This is a genomic window from Streptomyces sp. NPDC034086, from assembly GCF_055575515.1.
This window is the reverse complement of sequence record NZ_JBVISM010000003.1, coordinates 115,887-132,298: the sequence shown is the minus strand read 5'-3', so window position 1 is coordinate 132,298 and position 16,412 is coordinate 115,887. Positions and strand designations below refer to the sequence as shown.

Here is a 16,412-nt window from a genome sequence, read left to right as displayed (position 1 = left end):
CGTGTCTTCGTCTGGGCGGACCGCATGGGACGTTGCGTCGCGGAAGTGCTGCGATGGAACTGCGAGGGAGAGGTGTGCGGATGATCGCCGCCACGAAGAAGATCGCCGGCGGCCTCGTCGCCACGGCACTGGTCCTGTGCGCCGCGGGGTGCAGCGGTTCCGGGCCCGCCGAGTCGGGGACCTCGGGCCCGGGCGCGAGGAAGGCTCCCGCCGCCCCGGACGCTCCCGGCAGCCTCAACCGCCTGATCGGGGACGGCTCGACCGCCTACACCGGCTCGCAGCCGAACGTCCGGGCGCCGCAGAAGCTGAAGCCCGGCGAGAAGCCGCCGCAGTTCGTGGTGTTCTCGTGGGACGGCGCGGGCGAGGACAGCCAGAAGCTGTTCTCGCACTTCCGTGAGGTGGGCAAGCAGTACAACGCCCGGATGACCTACTTCCTCAGCGGTGTCTACCTGCTGCCGGAGGAGAAACGTTCCCTCTACACGGCGCCGCAGCACGCGGCGGGCCTCTCCGACATCGGCTTCGGCGACCTCCAGGGCATCAAGGACACCGCCACCCAGGTCCGCGCGGCCTGGCTGGAGGGCAACGAGATCGGCACCCACTTCAACGGCCACTTCTGCGGCCCCGACGGCGGCGTCGGCACCTGGTCCGTGGCGGAGTGGAAGAGCGAGATCAAGCAGGCGAAGTCGTTCGTCAAGAACTGGAAGACGAACGCGGGCCTGAAGGACATGGCCCCGCTCCCCTTCGATTACGACAAGGAGCTGATCGGGGCGCGCACCCCCTGCCTCGAAGGCCAGAAGAACTTCATGCTGGCGGCCAAGGACATGGGGTTCCGCTACGACTCCAGCGGCATCAGCAAGCAGATCTGGCCCAAGAAGACCGACGGGCTCTGGGACCTGCCGCTCCAGCTGGTGCCCATGCCCGGCCGTGCCTTCGACACGCTGAGCATGGACTACAACTACATGGTCAACCAGTCCGGTACGACGACCCAGGGCGACCCGTCGCAGCACCAGTACTGGGGCGACCAGATGCGCGACGGACTGCGGCAGGCCTTCGACCGCGCCTACCAGGGGAACCGCGCCCCGCTGATCATCGGCAACCACTTCGAGTCGTGGAACGGCGGCACCTACATGCGGGCCGTCGAGGAGTCCATCAAGCACATGTGCACCAAGCCGGAGGTGCGGTGCGTGCCGTTCCGCGAACTGGCCGACTGGCTGGACGCCCAGGACCCCAAGACGCTGGAGTGGCTGCGCACCCTCGACGTCGGCGAAGCGCCGAAGGAGGGCTGGACCAAGTTCCTCACCGCGGGGCCGCCGGCGCCTCCGGCCGCCCCGCCGGGCGCGGACAAGGTCAAGCCGGCTGAGGAGCGGGCAGCGATGCAGGACGAGGGCTGACCAGGGCCTCGTGGAGGACGAAGCCGGGGTCGATCTGGGCCGCCAGGTCGACCCCGGTCTTGGCGTTCCCCCAGCTCTCGGCGTTGCGCAGGTGGAAGTGCACCATCTGCTCGGTGTACCGGCCCCAGTCGCGGGCCGCGTAGGAGTCCTCCGCCGCGTCCTGGAGCGCCTGGAGCGCGAGCCGGTTGCTCGCCTCCAGGAGTTCGAACCCGGCCGGGCGGCCCCGCTCCATCGCCCGCACCCAGTCGGAGTGCCCGAAGGTGACGAGCAGGTCCTCGCCGACCTCGTCCTGGAGGAACTCGATGTCCTCCGGGCCCTGCACCTTGTTCCCGACCACCTTGAGCGCCACCCCGAAGTCCCGGGCGTACTCCTTGTACTGGCGGTAGACCGACACGCCCTTGCGGGTCGGCTCCGCGACGAGGAAGGTGACGTCGAAGCGGGTGAACATGCCGGACGCGAAGGAGTCCGATCCGGCCGTCATGTCGACGACGACGTACTCGTCCGGGCCGTCGACCAGGTGGTTGAGGCAGAGCTCGACCGCCCCGACCTTCGAGTGGTAGCAGGCCACGCCCAGATCGGACTCGGTGAAGGGGCCCGTCGCCATCAGCCGGACGGAGTCCCCGTCGTCGAGGGTCACCGTTCGCGCGCAGGCCTCGTAGACCGGGTTGTCCTCGGTGATGCGCAGCAGACGGGAGCCGGCACCGGGCGGCGTGGTCTTGATCATGCTGTCGGCCGAGGCGATCCGCGGGTTGGAGCCGCGCAGGTACTCCTTGATCAGGGGCAGGTGCGCGCCGAGGGCGGGCAGTGCGGCGGCCTCCTCGTCGGTGAGTCCGAGGGCGGCCCCGAGGTGCTGGTTGATGTCGGCGTCCACCGCGACGACGGGCGCTTCATTGGCTGCGAGGTGGCGGATGAAGAGGGACGACAGCGTGGTCTTCCCGCTGCCGCCCTTTCCCACGAAAGCGATCTTCATGTTCACCAAGAGTAGCGGCACGATAGCGGCGTGTGGCCGAAGTGAGTGAAGAAGACCACTCCAAGGAGGGGTCGGTGCCGAGGCCGCGGAGTGCGTAGGCTCCCTACTTATGAGTAGCGCTTCTGACCCGCTGGCGGCCCTCGGATCCCTCCCGGGAGTCGCAGAGTCCGTGGATTCCGTACGCAAGGCCGTGGACCGGGTCTATGGGCACCGGGTGATGCGCCGGCGCAGCGGGGAGATCACCTCGGAGGCCGCCCTGCGCGGCGCCCGGGGCAGCGCGGCGCTGTCCGGTGCCGACTGGGCCCTGGAAGAGGTGCGCCGCCGCACCGACTTCGGTGCGGAGGACGAGGCCCGCACGGTGGGCGCCGCGCTGCGCCTGACGGCGGAGGCCGGGCAACTGCTCAGCATCTGGCGGCAGTCGCCGCTGCGGGTGCTGGCGCGCCTGCACCTGGTCGCGTGCGGGGCCACGGGCTCGGACGGTGACGGTGACGTGGTCGGCCGGCCGCGGCTGGCGGGCGAGCCGGTGGACGAGCCCCTGGTGGACCTGCCGCTCCCGGACGCCGAGGAGGTGGCGGGCCGGCTGGACGGCCTGTCCCGCCTGGTGATCGCGGGGGGTTCCGCCCCGGCGCTGGTGACGGCCGCGGTGGTGCACGGGGAGCTGCTGGCCCTGCGCCCCTTCGCCTCGTACAACGGGCTGGTGGCGCGGGCGGCGGAGCGGATCGTGCTGATCAACAGCGGGCTGGACCCGAAGGCGATCTGTCCGGCGGAGGTCGGCCACGCGGAGCAGGGGGCGGAGGCCTACCTGAAGGCCTTCGAGGGCTACGTCTCCGGCACGGCGGAAGGGGTGGCGGCGTGGATCGGGTACTGCGGCCGCTCGGTCGAGCTCGGCGTGCGCGAGTCCACGGCGGTCTGTGAGGCGCTCCAGCGGGGCGCGGCCTAGGAAAGGTGCCGGCTCGGCAGGGGGAGCGGCTGGGCCGCCGGCTCGGCGGAGCGGGCGGCTGGGCGCAGGGTTGCGGCGACACCGTGCTGCTTTGGTGTCGCCGCTGGCATTCACGCCCAGTTACCAAGCGTCCTCGATGGTGCCCATCAGGCCGGGAACTTTGCCCGTGGCCTGGTGCGGCTGGCCCGTAATCGACGGGTCGACGTCGCGTGGGTGCTCGGCGTTCCTGCTTCGGTCCGTGGGCCTTACTGCGTTTTAAAGATGATCCTCTCGGATGTTCTTTGGTCTCGCGGGCCGTGACTCCTTTGTACTCCGCTTCGACGCCGAGCGAAACCCCTGGCCGGAGTTCTTTACTTTCCAGGGCAAAGTGGGCTGGATCGGACACCCCATATCGTCCTGGACCGGGACGTTTCCCTTTCGGCGGTGAGGGCCTCGGCGAGGGTGGCGAGGCCCTGGGCGGGGCCGGCTTCCGCCCGCCCCGCGCGGCCCTCAGGCCGAAGCGGGGGAGACGCCCACGCGCCGGCGGCTGGCGTACCAGACCACCCCGGCGGTGGCCGCCGCCGCACCGATCGCCGCCGCCGCGACGAGGGCGGGGCGCGTCGGCATCGACAGCCCGGGCAGGCGCTGCTTCAGCCGCACCGGCTTGTTGAAGACCAGGACCGGCCACTCCCGCGCGACCGCTTCCCGCCGCAGCGCTCGGTCAGGGTTGACCGCGTGGGGGTGTCCCACGGCCTCCAGCATCGGCACATCGGTGACCGAGTCGCTGTACGCGTAGCAGCGCGCGAGGTCGTACCCCTCGGACTCGGCGAGATCGCGGACGGCTTCGGCCTTCGTGGGGCCGTAGGCGTAGTACTCGATCTCCCCGGTGAAGCAGCCGTCCTCGCCGACCACCATGCGGGTGGCGACCACGCGGTCCGCGCCGAGCATCGAGCCGATCGGCTCGACGACCTCGGCCCCCGAGCTCGACACGATCACCACGTCACGGCCGGCCGTGTGGTGGGCCTCGATGAGGGAGGCGGCCTCGTCGTAGATGATCGGGTCGATCAGGTCGTGCAGCGCTTCGGCGACGATCTCCCGGACCTGCTGGACGTTCCACCCCTTGCAGAGGGCGGACAGGTACTCCCGCATCCGCTCCATCTGGTCGTGGTCGGCGCCGCCGGCCAGGAAGATGAACTGGGTGTACGCGGTCCGCAGCACGGCCCGCCGGTTGATCAGGCCACCCCGGTAGAAGGACTTGCTGAACGTCAGAGCGCTCGACTTCGCAATGACCGTCTTGTCCAGGTCGAAGAAGGCGGCGGTCCTGGGCGAGGAGTGCGGCAAGGGCTGATTTTCCACGAGCCGAGCATATGCGCCCACCATTCGGCGTAAGGTGTGGCGCGTGGGTTTGCCTGAGAAGGCTCTCGGGTACACCATGGAAGTCACGGATCGTTCGCGACCGTGCTAACCCGGTCTGGCTCCTCCCCCCCCGAGTCGGACCGTGGGGACGACCCCCGCTCTCCCCCCCGGCGGGGGTCGTCGCATGTCCGGACGCGGTTCGCGTCCCTTCGCACCTTCTGCGGCGATCATCTCCTCGGCCCTCCGTCCTTGATGGGCCCGCCTGACACAGGCCTTCACCCTCTCAGACTCGTCACGGTGCGTAGTGGTTCCGCAGCGCTCCGGAAGTCACCTGATGGGGTGGCGAAGTTATTCACAGGCGTCTTCTTGTCCACAGTTTTCAAGCAAGATCCACTTCTTTTTCCGGATCCCTCCACCGTGATTCCAGCCGCGAAGTCCGCGGCCCGTGGATTTGCAGTGAGAAGGGGGCGGAGATCGTGGCTGGATCGAAGTCGTGTGAAGCGCAGGCACCCGTGGTGGCCGGCGGGGGAGGACCGCCCGTCCGGGGCGCGGGGACCGTGCCCGGAGGCGGGCGGCCGCTGATCCTCACCGAGGACCCGCTGCTCCTGGACGACCTGCTGCGGTTGTGCGCCGCCGCGGGAGCCGAGCCGTACGTGCACCACGCGGTGCCGGAGCGGACCGGAGCCGACGGCGACGCGGGCGGGGGCGCCCCCGGCGTGACGGGCACGCGCTGGGATTCCGCACCGCTCGTCCTGGTCGGCGACGACGCCGCCCGCCGAGTGCGCGGAGCACCCCGCCGGGACGGGGTGTTCCTCGTCGGCCGGGACCTCGACGACCCCTCCGTGTGGCAGCGTGCGGTGGAGATCGGCGCCCAGGAGGTCCTGCGCCTGCCCGACGCCGAGAGCCTGCTCGTCGACCGCATCGCCGACGTGGTGGAAGGCGCCGGACGGCCCGCCCTGACCGTCGGGGTCATCGGCGGCAGCGGCGGTGCCGGGGCGTCCACCCTCGCCTGCGCCCTCGCGCTCCGGGCGGCCAAGGCCGGCGAGCGCACCATCCTCATCGACGCCGACCCGCTCGGTGGCGGCATGGACGTCCTGCTCGGCGGTGAGGGCGCCGAGGGGCTGCGGTGGCCGGACTTCGCCGCCTCGCGCGGCCGGGTCGGGGCCGGAGCCCTGGAGGAGTCCCTCCCCGAACTGCACGCGCTGCGGGTGCTGAGCTGGGACCGCGGGGAGCGGGTGGTCGTGCCGCCCGCCGCGATGCGGTCGGTCGTGGCCGCCGCCCGCAGGCGCGGCGGCGTCGTGGTGGTCGACCTGCCCCGGCGGGTGGACGAGCCCGTGGCGGAGGTGCTGGCCCAGCTGGACCTGGTGCTGCTGGTGGTGCCGGGCGAGCTGCGGTCGGTGGCTGCGGCGGGGCGGGTGGCGGCCGGGGTGCGCATGGTGGCCCGGGACGTGCGCGTGGTCGTGCGGGGCCGCTGTCCCGACGGGCTCGACGCCGAAGCCGTGGCGGGGCTGCTGGGAGCGCCGCTGGCCGGTGAGGTGCCGGTCGAGGTCGGGCTTCCGGGCCGGGTGGCCGAGGGTGAACCGCCGGGCGCGCGGGGCACGCTGGCCCGCTTCTGCGACGGCTTCTGGCAGCGGGCGCTCGGCTCCGCCCAGGGGGTGCCGGCATGAGCGCGGTACTGCTGGACGCGGTGCGCCAGCACCTCGCCGAGAGCGGGGCGGAGCCCACGCCCGCCCGGGTGGCGGCGGCCCTGCGCGCCCAGGGGCGGCTCCTCGGGGACGCCGAGGTGCTGGGAGTGGCCGCCGAACTGCGGTCCGAGCTGGTGGGCGCCGGGCCGCTGGAGCCGCTGCTCGCCGACCCCGGGGTCACCGACGTGCTGGTGGCGGCCCCCGACCGGGTGTGGGTGGACCGCGGCGGCGGGCTGGAGCTGACCTCGGTGGCCTTCGCCGACGCCGAGGCCGTGCGCAGGCTGGCCCAGCGGCTGGCCGCCGTCGCGGGACGGCGGCTGGACGACGCCCGGCCATGGGTGGACGCCCGCCTGCCGGACGGCACCCGGCTGCACGCCGTGCTGCCCCCCGTGGCGGTCGGATCGGCGTGCCTGTCACTGCGGGTGGTGCGGCCGAAGGCGTTCACCCTGGACGAGCTGGTCGCCGCCGGGACCCTGCCGCCCGGCGGACACCGGCTCCTGCGGGCGATGGTCGAGGCCCGGCTGTCGTTCCTCGTCTCGGGCGGTACCGGGACGGGCAAGACCACCCTCCTCAGTGCCCTGCTGGGCCTGGTCGGACCGGGTGAGCGGATCGTGCTCGCCGAGGACTCCGCGGAGCTGCGCCCCGACCACCCGCACGTGGTGCGGCTGGAGACCCGGCCCGCGAACCAGGAGGGGGCCGGCCTGGTCACCCTCGCGGACCTGGTCCGCCAGGCCCTGCGGATGAGGCCCGACCGGCTGGTGGTGGGAGAGGTGCGCGGCGCCGAGGTCGCCGACCTGCTCGCCGCCCTGAACACCGGGCACGAAGGCGGCTGCGGCACGGTCCACGCCAACGCCGCGGGGCACGTGCCCGCCCGCCTGGAAGCGCTCGGGACGGCCGCCGGGCTCGACCGGGCCGCCCTGCACAGCCAGCTGGCGGCCGCGCTGACCCTGGTGGTCCACCTGGTCCGGGACCGGTCCGGGAAGCGGCGGGTGGCCGAGGTGCACGTGCTGGAACGGGACCGGGCCGGGCTGGTGGTGACCGTTCCCGCCCTGCGCTGGGGGGCGCACGGCTTCCTGCGGGAGGCGGGCTGGGCGCGGCTCGCCCCGCTGCTGGGAGGTGCGCGGTGATCACCGGACCGCTCGGGTCGGTGCCCGTGTTCGCCGGGGTGCTGTGCGCCGGGGCCGCCGCATGGGGGCTGGCCGGGGGTGAGCGGCTGTCCCGGCGGGCCAGGCTGGTCCTGGCCGGGGGCGGACCACTGGTGCCGGGCGGGCCGGCGCCCGGGCAGCGGCTGGCGGCCGCCCTGCGCATCCGGGTCACCGTGTGGCGGGAGTGGGCCGGCCTCGTGGCCGGGGCGGTGGTCGCCGCCCTGGGCGGGTCGGTGATCCCGTTGCTGCTCGGCGCGGCTTCGGTGCCGCTGCTGCGGCGCTGGCTGCGGGCCAGGGAGCGGGAGCGGGCGCGCGCCGCCCGTGCCGCGGGGGTGGTGGCGCTGTGCGGGGCCGTCGTGGGGGAGCTGCGGGCCGGCGCCCAGCCGGGGCAGGCGCTGACCGTGGCGATACGCCGTACGGCGGTTGGCCCCGGCGGCCCGGGCGCGGCGGAGGCGGGGGTCCTGGCCGCCGCCGCCTTCGGCGGGAACGTGGCCGAAGCCCTGCACCAGGCGGCGCGCGAGCCGGGCGCGCGGGGGCTCGCCGGGATGGCGGCCTGCTGGCGGGTGTCGGTGGACGGGGGAGCGGGCCTGGCCGCCGGCCTCGACCGGCTGGAAGGGGCGTTGCGGGCGGAGCGGGACCGGGAGGAGTCCCTGCGGGCCCAGCTGGCGGGTGCCAGGTCCACGACGGTGGTGCTCGCCCTGCTGCCGCTGGTGGGGCTGCTGATGGGCACCGCGCTGGGAGCGGATCCGCTGAGGGTGCTGCTGCACTCCCCGGTCGGGTGGGGCTGCCTGCTGGCCGGCGGGGTGCTGGAGGCGCTGGGGCTGCTGTGGTGCCGGCGGATCGTGCGGACGGGGGAGCGGTGATGGACGGCTCCGCGGTCCACAGGCTGGGGACGGCGCTGTGCGTGACCGCGCTGGTGTGGTGGCCGGCCTCGGCGGTGGCGGCACGGCTGGGGAGGCGGGCGGTCCGGAAGAGGACCGCGGCCCTCTTCCGGACCGGGCCGGTACGGAGGGGCCCGGTACCGGGGCCGGGCGTTCGGGCCGCGGCGCTGTCCTGGGCGGGGCCGGCCGGAGCGCTGCTGGCGGGATGGGTGCTGGTCGGCGGGACGGCCGGGGTCCTGGTCGGGTGCGGGGCGGCGTTCGCGGCGCGGCGGGCGCTCGCGCGGGCCCGGCCGTCCGCGGGGCCGGATCCGCGGGAGGCGGAAGCACAGTTGCCGTTCGCCGCGGATCTGCTGGCGGCCTGTCTCGCGGCGGGCGCGGGACCGGTCGAGGCGGCCGAGGTGGTCGGGGAGTCGCTGGGCGGCCCGGTGGGCGAGCGGCTGGCGCTGGCGGGCGCGGAGCTGCGCCTGGGCGGCGAACCGGGGGCCGCGTGGGGGAGGTTGGCGGAGATACCGGGCGCCCGGGGGCTGGCGGAGTGCCTGGAGCGCGCCGCGCGGACCGGGGCGCCCGCCGCGGAGCCGGTCTCCCGCCTCGCGGCGGCCCTGCGGGCGGACCGCTCCCGGCGGGCGGGTGCCCGGGCGCAGCGGGCGGCGGTGCTCGTCACCGCCCCGGTGGGGCTGTGCTTCCTGCCCGCGTTCCTCGCGGTGGGAGTGGCGCCGGTGGTGATCGGAATGGCCTCCGGACTGCTGTCGGAACGGTGAGGCGCATGGGCCGGGGCGGCGGAATCGAAAAGCTGAAATCAGATCAAGAACGTAATCCCACAGGAGGGTGTCATGAGGATCATCCGGATTCGGGTGCGGGCGGCGCTTAAGGGCGGTGGAGGTGATGCGGGAATGTCGACTTCGGAATACGCCATGGGCACGATCGCGGCGTGTGCGTTCGCCGCGGTTCTGTACAAGGTGGTGACGAGCGACGTCGTCTCGACGGCACTCCAGTCGACCATCGGGAAGGCGCTCGATGTGCCCTTCTGAGCGAAAGGGGCGGCTCTCCGAGGACCGCGGATATGTGACGGCTGAGGCGGCTGTGGTCATTCCGGCTCTGGTGCTGTTCGCGGCGCTGCTGGTGTGGGCGCTGATGGCGGCGGCCGCGCAGATCCGGTGTGTGGACGCCGCGCGGGCGGGTGCCCGGGCGGCCGCCCGGTCCGAGCCCGTGGAAGCGGCGGCCGGGGCGGCCCGGGAGGCCGCCCCGGCGGGGGCGGAGGTGCGGCTGGAGCGGTCCGGCGACCTGTGGCGGGTCCGGGTGGCCGCTCCGGCACCCGGCCCGGCCGTACTGCCCGTACGGCTCGGGGCGCTCGCGGTGGCCCTGGCGGAGGACAGCGTGGGGCCGCCGCCATGAGCCGGGGCGGGGAGGGGCGTCCGGGGCCGGGCCGGGGGATGCCACCGGGACGTGACGGGCGCCCGGGCCGGGACGCGCCTCCGGAACGGGGGCCGGGTCGGCGCGAGTGTCCGCGGGACCGGGGCGTCGCGACGGTGTGGGCCACCGTGGTGGCCGCGGTGCTGGTGGCGGTGTTCGGGGGCGTGCTGCTGCTCGGGCAGGCGGTGGTGGCCCGGCACCGGGCGGGTGCGGCCGCCGATCTGGCGGCCCTGGCGGCGGCCGCGAGCTGGGCGCACGGCCCCGAGCGGGCCTGTGCGGCGGCCCGGCGGGTCGCCGGGGCCCAGGGGGCGGTGCTGCCGGCCTGCCGGGTGGGCGGTGAGGTGGTGGAGGTGCGGGCCGGCGTCCGGGCCGGCCCCTTCACCGCCGAGGTCGCGGCCCGGGCGGGGCCGCCGGTGGCCTCCCCTGCCGGGGACCCAGGGGACCCAGGGAGCCCCGGGGAGTCCGGAGAGGCCGGGGACCGCGGGAAGTCCGAAGACCCCGGGCCGGCGGTCAGGGAGCCGCGGAGAGGAGGCGGGTGAGGAGTCGTACGGCACCGCGCTTGTGCAGGGGGTCGTTGCCGTTGCCGCACTTGGGGGACTGGATGCAGGAGGGGCAGCCCGCCTCGCACTCGCAGGCGGCGATGGCGTCCCGGGTGGCCGTCAGCCAGGCCTTGGCCGTCTGGAAGGCCCGTTCCGCGAAGCCGGCGCCGCCCGGGTGGCCGTCGTACACGAAGACCGTGGGCAGCAGGGTGTCCGGATGCAGCGGGACGGAGACCCCGCCGATGTCCCAGCGGTCACAGGTGGCGAACAGCGGGAGCAGGCCGATGGAGGCGTGCTCGGCGGCGTGCAGGGCGCCGCCGAGGATCTCCGGGCCGATCCGGGCCTCGTCCAGCTGGTCCTCGGTCACCGTCCACCACACGGCCCGGGTGCGCAGGGTGCGCGGCGGCAGGTCGAGCTTGGTCTCGCCGAGCACCTCGCCGCTGATCAGTTTGCGGCGCAGGTAGGAGACGACCTGGTTGGTGACCTCGACGGAGCCGAAGCAGAGCCTGGCCGCGCCCCAGGGGATCTCGGTCTCGGTCTCCAGGATGGAGATGGAGGTGGTGTCGCGGGCCGTGGTGGAGAAGGGCGGGTCCGCCTCTTCGACCAGGGCGGCGGAATCCTCCAGGTCCAGGTGTTTCACCAGGTAGGTGCGGCCCTGGTGGAGGTGGACGGCGCCGTCGTGGACGGCCGTGTGGGAGGCGGATTCATCGACGGTGCCCAGCAGACGGCCCGTCGAGGCCTCCACGATCTGCACCGGGCGGCCCCCGCCGCCGCGGATGTCGGTCAGGTCCGACGCCCGCTCCCGGCGGGTCCAGTGCCAGGCCGTGGCGCGGCGCCGGAGCAGTTTCGCCGCCTCCAGCTGCGGCATCAGGCCGCGGGCCGCGGGGCCGAAGAGGTCCAGGTCGGCTTCGGTCAGGGGCAGCTCGGCGGCGGCCGCGCACAGGTGCGGGGCCAGCACGTACGGGTTGTCGGGGTCCAGGACGGTGGCTTCCACCGGCTGGCGGAACAGGGCCTCGGGGTGGTGGACCAGGTAGGTGTCCAGCGGGTCGTCGCGGGCGACCAGCACGGCCAGGGCGCCCTGGCCCGAGCGTCCGGCGCGCCCGGCCTGCTGCCACAGCGAGGCCCGGGTCCCCGGGTAGCCGGTGATCAGCACGGCGTCCAGGCCGGACACGTCCACGCCCAGCTCCAGGGCGGTGGTCGCGGCCAGTCCCAGCAGTTCCCCGGAGTGCAGGGCCCGCTCCAGGGCCCGCCGTTCCTCGGGCAGGTAGCCGCCCCGGTAGGCGGCGACCCGCCCGGGCAGGGACCGGTCCACCGCCGCGAGCCGCTCCTTGGCGATCACGGAGATCAGCTCCGCCCCGCGCCGGGAGCGGACGAAGGCCACGGTCCGTACGCCCTGGACGACCAGGTCGGTCAGCAGGTCGGCGGTCTCGGCGGTGGCCGTCCGGCGCACCGGGGCGCCCTTCTCGCCCTTCAGCTCCGTCAGCGGCGGCTCCCACAGGGCGAAGACGACCTCGCCGCGCGGGGAGGCGTCGTCCGTGATCCCGGTGACCGGGACGCCGGTCAGCCGGGACGCGGCGGCGGCCGGGTCGCCGGCGGTGGCGGAGGCCAGCAGGAAGACCGGCTCGGATCCGTAGCGGGCGCACAGCCGGCGCAGCCGCCGCAGGACCTGGGCGACGTGGGAGCCGAACACGCCGCGGTAGCTGTGGCACTCGTCGATGACGACGTAGCGCAGCGCCTTCAGGAAGGAGGACCAGCGGGGGTGGGAGGGCAGGATCCCCCGGTGCAGCATGTCGGGGTTGGTCAGCACGTAGTTGGCGTACTGGCGCACCCACTCGCGTTCCTCGACGGGCGTGTCCCCGTCGTACACGGCCGGCCGTACGGCGTTCTTCAGCGGCGCGGCGAGCTTCCGGACGGCCCGCAGCTGGTCGGCGGCCAGAGCCTTGGTCGGGGCCAGGTAGAGGGCGGTCGCACCCCGCCCGTTGGGTGCCTCGGCGCCGTCCGCGAGCGCGGACAGCACGGGCGCCAGGTACGCCAGGGACTTCCCGGAGGCGGTTCCGGTGGCGACGACCACCGATTCGCCGTCCAGGGCGTGCTCGGCGGCGGCCGCCTGGTGTTCCCACGGATGGTCGATCCCCGCGTTCCGGATCGCGGCCACGACATCCGTTCGGATGCGATGCGGCCAGACCGCATGACGTCCCGCCCGAGGGGGCAAGTGCTCCGTATGGGTGATGCGCGCAGCCCGGGAAGGCCCCCGTGACAGGCGGTCCAGGACCGTGCCGGGAGCGGGTCGTGGATCGGCGGGTGCCGTGGGCGGACCGGGGCGGTGAGTGTTGGCCATTGGAACCGAGTGTGTCACTGGCGTGCGGGACAATGGTCCCAAGGCGTCGTGCGCGCCTGCCGGTAAGTGATTGAATGCCATCGCGGCAGCCGATCCCCTCCCCTACCTTCGGACGGGGAGGCCCCTGGGGGGCGCCGCTCGATAGCAAGGTGCTGGAGGATCCGTGGACCTGTCCCTGTCGACTCGCACTGTCGGCGACCGCACGGTCGTAGAGGTCGGTGGCGAGATTGATGTGTATACCGCGCCCAAGCTGCGCGAGCAGTTGGTGGAGTTGGTGAACGACGGCAGCTACCACCTGGTTGTCGACATGGAGCGAGTGGACTTCCTCGACTCCACCGGCCTCGGTGTGCTCGTGGGAGGCCTCAAGCGCGTCCGTGCGCACGAGGGCTCGCTGCGTCTGGTCTGCAACCAGGAGCGCATCCTGAAGATCTTCCGGATCACCGGTCTGACCAAGGTGTTCCCGATCCACACCACGGTGGAGGACGCCGTTCAGGCCACCGACTGACGTACGGCTCCGGATACCGAGGAGCCGAGAGGAGCGGGGGTGCCGGGCCGAGGTCGGTCCGGGCCCCTGTCAAGGCACGCCCGTAGTCCGAGGGGGACGCACATGGCCACCGTTGAACTGCGCTTCAGCGCCCAGCCCGAACACGTCAGGACGGCCCGCCTCGTCGCGGCCGCCGTGGCGCGCCGGGCAGGGGTGGAGGAAGCCGTACTCGACGAGGTGCGCCTCGCCGTCGGGGAGGCCTGTTCGCGTGCCGTCGGACTGCACCGCAGCAACGGACTGACCGCGCCCGTGCGCGTCGTGCTGACCGAGGAGGAGAAGTCGTTCTCCATCGAGGTCGGCGACGAGGTGCCCGGACCGGCCGGCGGCTCCGCCGAGTCGGTTCCGGGCATCGCCGCCGTCCTCGACCCGGACACGGAGGGGGAGGACGAGATGGGTCTCGCGGTGATCAGCGGGCTCGTCGACGATGTCTCCGTGACCAGTGGGGAATCGGGCGGGACGATCCGGATGAGCTGGCCCGTGACCGCGGTGCCCCCGCTTCCGTAGCACCCTTCCCACCCTATCTTCCGATCTTCATCCATTTCCTCGGATCTTTGCCAAGGCCCTGCTGAGCAGGGCCTTTTTCGTTTTCCCGGAAAATCCTCCCGGGTGCTGATCCATCGTCAATGCCTTTGTCCCATTACCTCTTTCGAGGGTAATGGAGTGACGTGATCTATTGCTGAGGAGCCACAGTTCGCCAATTCCGTTTGACGCGCACTGTTTTGATCAGGTCCGGCTCCCTACAATCCGTCCACATCTTGAGCTCATCACGTCAAGGAGGACGAATGACGGGGCTCTTCACCCCTATCGCTCCGGATCACGCCCATGATCTGGCAGCCGCAGTACTCACTGATGACAACCGCATCATCGTGTTCGTCATCGCGGGCGTCGCCCTGGCCGCGCTCGTCGTCGCGCAGGTCCTGGTCCGCCAGGTCCTCGCCGCCGACGAGGGCACCGACAGCATGAAGAAGATCGCCGCGGCCGTACAGGAAGGCGCGAACGCCTATCTCGGCCGCCAGTTGCGCACCCTCGGCGTCTTCGCCGTGGCGGTCTTCTTCCTGCTCTTCCTGCTCCCCGCCGACGACTGGACGCAGCGGGCGGGACGTTCCGCCTTCTTCCTCGTGGGGGCCCTCTTCTCCGCCGCCACCGGCTACATCGGCATGCGCCTCGCGGTCCGCGCCAACGTCCGCGTCGCCGCGGCCGCCCGCGAGGCCACTCCCGCCGAGGGCGAACCCGCCAAGGACCTGACCGACGTGGCCCACAAGGCCATGAAGATCGCCTTCCGCACCGGTGGCGTGGTCGGCATGTTCACGGTCGGCCTGGGCCTGCTCGGTGCTTCCTGCGTCGTCCTGGTCTACGCCGCGGACGCCCCCAAGGTCCTCGAGGGCTTCGGTCTCGGCGCCGCCCTGATCGCGATGTTCATGCGCGTGGGCGGCGGCATCTTCACCAAGGCCGCCGACGTCGGCGCCGACCTGGTCGGCAAGGTCGAACAGGGCATTCCGGAGGACGATCCGCGCAATGCCGCGACCATCGCCGACAATGTGGGCGACAACGTCGGCGACTGCGCGGGGATGGCGGCCGACCTCTTCGAGTCCTACGCCGTCACCCTCGTGGCCGCGCTCATCCTCGGCAAGGCCGCCTTCGGCGACCTGGGCCTGGCCTTCCCGCTGATCGTGCCCGCCATCGGCGTCATCACCGCCATGATCGGCATCTTCGCGGTCGCCCCGCGCCGCTCCGACCGCAGCGGCATGACCGCGATCAACCGCGGCTTCTTCATCTCCGCCGTGATCTCCCTCGTGCTCGTGGCCATCGCCGTCTACAGCTACCTCCCGGCCACCTACAAGGAGCTCGTCGGCGTCGAGGACGCCGCCATCGCCAACCACAGCGGGGACCCGCGCGTCCTGGCCGTCGTCGCCGTCGCCATCGGCATCGTGCTCGCGGCCCTGATCCAGCAGCTGACCGGCTACTTCACCGAGACCAACCGCCGCCCCGTCCGGGACATCGGCAAGTCCTCGCTGACGGGTCCCGCCACCGTGGTCCTCGCCGGCATCTCCGTCGGGCTCGAGTCCGCCGTCTACACGGCGCTGCTCATCGGCCTCGGCGTCTACGGGGCCTTCCTGCTCGGCGGCACGTCGATCATGCTGGCGCTCTTCGCCGTGGCCCTGGCGGGCACCGGCCTGCTCACCACCGTCGGCGTCATCGTGGCCATGGACACCTTCGGCCCCGTCTCGGACAACGCCCAGGGCATCGCGGAGATGTCCGGCGACGTCGAGGGCGCGGGCGCCCAGGTCCTCACCGACCTGGACGCCGTCGGCAACACCACCAAGGCCATCACCAAGGGCATCGCCATCGCCACCGCGGTCCTCGCCGCGTCCGCGCTCTTCGGCTCGTACAACGACGCCATCACCGGCGCGGTGAAGGAGGTCGGAGCCAAGGCCGGGGAGATGAACCTCAGCCTCGACATCGCCCAGCCCAACAACCTCGTCGGCCTGATCCTCGGCGCGGCCGTCGTGTTCCTCTTCTCGGGCCTGGCCATCAACGCCGTCTCCCGCTCCGCGGGCGCCGTCGTCTACGAGGTGCGCCGCCAGTTCCGCGAGCACCCGGGGATCATGGACTACTCGGAGAAGCCCGAGTACGGCCGCGTCGTGGACATCTGCACCAAGGACGCGCTGCGGGAGCTCGCCACGCCCGGCCTGCTCGCCGTGCTGACCCCGATCGCGGTCGGGTTCACCCTCGGCGTCGGCGCGCTCGGCTCCTTCCTGGCGGGGGCCATCGGCACCGGCACCCTGATGGCGGTGTTCCTCGCCAACTCCGGCGGAGCGTGGGACAACGCGAAGAAGCTCGTCGAGGACGGCCACCACGGCGGCAAGGGCAGCGAGGCCCATGCCGCGGTCGTCATCGGCGACACCGTCGGCGACCCCTTCAAGGACACCGCCGGCCCGGCCATCAACCCGCTGCTGAAGGTCATGAACCTGGTGGCCCTGCTGATCGCCCCGGCGGTCGTGCAGTTCAGCTACGGCCCGGACACCAGCCCGGTCGTGCGGGCCGTCGTCGCGGTGATCGCCCTCACGGTGATCGTCGGCGCGGTGTACGTCTCCAAGCGCCGCGGCATCGCCGTCGGCGACGACTCGGGGAGCGCGAACGCCGAAAGGGTGGCCCAGCCGGCCGGCCCGGCGGTGGTCTCCTGACGCTCCAGGGCCCCTGAGGCCGGCTCCCGCGGTACTGGCGGGGCGACCC

Annotated in this window: 15 protein-coding genes; 12 read left to right on the top strand and 3 right to left on the bottom strand. The window is 73.1% G+C overall.

Annotation, left to right across the window (positions count from 1 at the left end):
- Nucleotides 1-80 precede the first annotated feature (80 nt).
- Nucleotides 81-1,391, top strand: coding sequence for a polysaccharide deacetylase family protein (locus tag ACZ514_RS10480; protein ID WP_468163522.1), 1,311 nt, complete (start codon nt 81-83; stop codon nt 1,389-1,391).
- Here ACZ514_RS10480 and ACZ514_RS10475 read toward each other — a convergent pair.
- Nucleotides 1,348-2,361 (bottom strand): ATP-binding protein, encoded by a 1,014-nt coding sequence (locus tag ACZ514_RS10475; RefSeq protein ID WP_468163520.1) that lies wholly within the window; start codon nt 2,359-2,361, stop codon nt 1,348-1,350. The two genes, ACZ514_RS10480 and ACZ514_RS10475, sit on opposite strands and share 44 nt — an antisense overlap.
- Before the next feature lie 109 nt (nt 2,362-2,470).
- Here ACZ514_RS10475 and ACZ514_RS10470 point away from each other — a divergent pair, with 109 nt between their 5' ends.
- Complete coding sequence (locus ACZ514_RS10470; RefSeq protein WP_469124529.1) at nt 2,471-3,301, top strand: Fic family protein; 831 nt, start codon at nt 2,471-2,473, stop codon at nt 3,299-3,301.
- A 489-nt stretch (nt 3,302-3,790) separates the two neighbouring features.
- Here ACZ514_RS10470 and ACZ514_RS10465 read toward each other — a convergent pair whose 3' ends face one another.
- A complete protein-coding gene (locus ACZ514_RS10465) occupies nt 3,791-4,660 on the bottom strand; it encodes an HAD family hydrolase (protein ID WP_468163516.1) in 870 nt (289 codons plus the stop codon).
- A gap of 491 nt (nt 4,661-5,151) precedes the next feature.
- Here ACZ514_RS10465 and ssd point away from each other — a divergent pair, with 491 nt between their 5' ends.
- The 7 genes from ssd (at nt 5,152) to ACZ514_RS10430 (ending at nt 10,296) form a co-directional block, all read left to right on the top strand.
- Nucleotides 5,152-6,303: a septum site-determining protein Ssd gene (ssd, locus tag ACZ514_RS10460; RefSeq protein ID WP_468164346.1), complete on the top strand. Its 1,152-nt coding sequence runs from the start codon at nt 5,152-5,154 to the stop codon at nt 6,301-6,303.
- Nucleotides 6,300-7,448, top strand: coding sequence for a TadA family conjugal transfer-associated ATPase (locus tag ACZ514_RS10455; protein WP_468163514.1), 1,149 nt, complete (start codon nt 6,300-6,302; stop codon nt 7,446-7,448). Before ssd ends, ACZ514_RS10455 begins: the two co-directional genes overlap by 4 nt.
- On the top strand, nt 7,445-8,329 hold the full coding sequence (locus ACZ514_RS10450; protein ID WP_469124528.1) for a type II secretion system F family protein: 885 nt from the start codon (nt 7,445-7,447) through the stop codon (nt 8,327-8,329). The genes ACZ514_RS10455 and ACZ514_RS10450 overlap by 4 nt, the downstream gene beginning before the upstream one ends.
- The gene (locus tag ACZ514_RS10445) at nt 8,329-9,105 is read left to right on the top strand and encodes a type II secretion system F family protein (protein WP_468699489.1); all 777 of its coding nucleotides are present in this window, start codon (nt 8,329-8,331) and stop codon (nt 9,103-9,105) included. Before ACZ514_RS10450 ends, ACZ514_RS10445 begins: the two co-directional genes overlap by 1 nt.
- Nucleotides 9,106-9,177: 72 nt before the next feature.
- Nucleotides 9,178-9,375 carry a DUF4244 domain-containing protein gene (locus ACZ514_RS10440; RefSeq protein WP_468163508.1) on the top strand — a complete coding sequence of 66 codons (198 nt, stop codon included), beginning with the start codon at nt 9,178-9,180 and terminating at the stop codon, nt 9,373-9,375.
- Nucleotides 9,362-9,739 carry a TadE family type IV pilus minor pilin gene (locus ACZ514_RS10435; protein ID WP_469124527.1) on the top strand — a complete coding sequence of 126 codons (378 nt, stop codon included), beginning with the start codon at nt 9,362-9,364 and terminating at the stop codon, nt 9,737-9,739. The genes ACZ514_RS10440 and ACZ514_RS10435 overlap by 14 nt, the downstream gene beginning before the upstream one ends.
- Nucleotides 9,740-9,873: 134 nt before the next feature.
- The gene (locus ACZ514_RS10430; protein ID WP_469124526.1) at nt 9,874-10,296 is read left to right on the top strand and encodes an Rv3654c family TadE-like protein; all 423 of its coding nucleotides are present in this window, start codon (nt 9,874-9,876) and stop codon (nt 10,294-10,296) included.
- Here the strand turns inward: ACZ514_RS10430 and ACZ514_RS10425 are convergent.
- Nucleotides 10,268-12,715 carry a DEAD/DEAH box helicase gene (locus tag ACZ514_RS10425; RefSeq protein ID WP_469124525.1) on the bottom strand — a complete coding sequence of 816 codons (2,448 nt, stop codon included), beginning with the start codon at nt 12,713-12,715 and terminating at the stop codon, nt 10,268-10,270. The genes ACZ514_RS10430 and ACZ514_RS10425 overlap by 29 nt on opposite strands.
- Before the next feature lie 82 nt (nt 12,716-12,797).
- Between ACZ514_RS10425 and bldG the strand changes: the two genes are divergently transcribed.
- The 3 genes from bldG to ACZ514_RS10410 all read left to right on the top strand — a co-directional run bounded on the left by bldG (nt 12,798) and on the right by ACZ514_RS10410 (nt 16,363).
- Nucleotides 12,798-13,139 (top strand): anti-sigma factor antagonist BldG, encoded by a 342-nt coding sequence (gene bldG, locus ACZ514_RS10420; RefSeq protein WP_361602310.1) that lies wholly within the window; start codon nt 12,798-12,800, stop codon nt 13,137-13,139.
- Nucleotides 13,140-13,241: 102 nt separating this feature from the next.
- Nucleotides 13,242-13,682 carry an ATP-binding protein gene (locus ACZ514_RS10415; protein WP_468163500.1) on the top strand — a complete coding sequence of 147 codons (441 nt, stop codon included), beginning with the start codon at nt 13,242-13,244 and terminating at the stop codon, nt 13,680-13,682.
- A 278-nt stretch (nt 13,683-13,960) separates the two neighbouring features.
- Nucleotides 13,961-16,363, top strand: a complete 2,403-nt coding sequence (locus ACZ514_RS10410; protein WP_468163498.1) for a sodium-translocating pyrophosphatase — start codon at nt 13,961-13,963, stop codon at nt 16,361-16,363.
- Nucleotides 16,364-16,412 lie beyond the last annotated feature (49 nt).

What these genes read in the sequence shown, in the direction of transcription:
- ACZ514_RS10480 (WP_468163522.1), top strand. Translation starts at nt 81, where the DNA reads ATGATCGCCGCCACGAAGAAGATCGCCGGCGGCCTCGTCGCCACGGCA.
- ACZ514_RS10475 (WP_468163520.1), bottom strand. Translation starts at nt 2,361, where the DNA reads ATGAAGATCGCTTTCGTGGGAAAGGGCGGCAGCGGGAAGACCACGCTG.
- ACZ514_RS10470 (WP_469124529.1), top strand. Translation starts at nt 2,471, where the DNA reads ATGAGTAGCGCTTCTGACCCGCTGGCGGCCCTCGGATCCCTCCCGGGA.
- ACZ514_RS10465 (WP_468163516.1), bottom strand. Translation starts at nt 4,660, where the DNA reads ATGGTGGGCGCATATGCTCGGCTCGTGGAAAATCAGCCCTTGCCGCAC.
- ACZ514_RS10455 (WP_468163514.1), top strand. Translation starts at nt 6,300, where the DNA reads ATGAGCGCGGTACTGCTGGACGCGGTGCGCCAGCACCTCGCCGAGAGC.
- ACZ514_RS10445 (WP_468699489.1), top strand. Translation starts at nt 8,329, where the DNA reads ATGGACGGCTCCGCGGTCCACAGGCTGGGGACGGCGCTGTGCGTGACC.
- ACZ514_RS10440 (WP_468163508.1), top strand. Translation starts at nt 9,178, where the DNA reads ATGAGGATCATCCGGATTCGGGTGCGGGCGGCGCTTAAGGGCGGTGGA.
- ACZ514_RS10435 (WP_469124527.1), top strand. Translation starts at nt 9,362, where the DNA reads ATGTGCCCTTCTGAGCGAAAGGGGCGGCTCTCCGAGGACCGCGGATAT.
- ACZ514_RS10425 (WP_469124525.1), bottom strand. Translation starts at nt 12,715, where the DNA reads ATGGCATTCAATCACTTACCGGCAGGCGCGCACGACGCCTTGGGACCA.
- ACZ514_RS10415 (WP_468163500.1), top strand. Translation starts at nt 13,242, where the DNA reads ATGGCCACCGTTGAACTGCGCTTCAGCGCCCAGCCCGAACACGTCAGG.
- ACZ514_RS10410 (WP_468163498.1), top strand. Translation starts at nt 13,961, where the DNA reads ATGACGGGGCTCTTCACCCCTATCGCTCCGGATCACGCCCATGATCTG.